Origin of the sequence: Streptomyces tricolor, assembly GCF_002155905.1 — a bacterium.
Taxonomy (GTDB): domain Bacteria; phylum Actinomycetota; class Actinomycetes; order Streptomycetales; family Streptomycetaceae; genus Streptomyces; species Streptomyces tricolor.
Genome location: NZ_MUMF01000981.1, coordinates 1 through 274, shown reverse-complemented (window position 1 = coordinate 274; position 274 = coordinate 1). Strand labels below are relative to the sequence as shown.

Annotated in this window: 1 pseudogene; it reads left to right on the top strand. The window is 74.8% G+C overall.

Annotation, left to right across the window (positions count from 1 at the left end):
* Positions 1-215, top strand: a pseudogene (locus tag CCN44_RS47185) (zinc ribbon domain-containing protein); the annotation flags it as partial.
* Positions 216-274 lie beyond the last annotated feature (59 nt).

Below are 274 nucleotides of genomic sequence, written 5' to 3'. Positions count from 1 at the left end.
AGGCACGCGCGCTCCGCGTGGACCTGGAGGTGACGACGCAGGACGGCGAGCAGCACCGCAAGCAGCTCACCCTCGGCGACAAACCGGGCCCGCAGCCGGTCCACACCGGGATCAGCGACGTGAAGACGGTCCGCCTGGTCCTGCACGCCCCGGTCGGCCTGACCCGGGGCCGGCACCTGGCCCTGGCGGAGGTGGAGTTCTTCGAACGGGGCTGACCCGGTGCCGCCTCAGCCGTCGAGCGCGCGCTCGTTGGCCCGCGCGTCCCAGGCGGGCG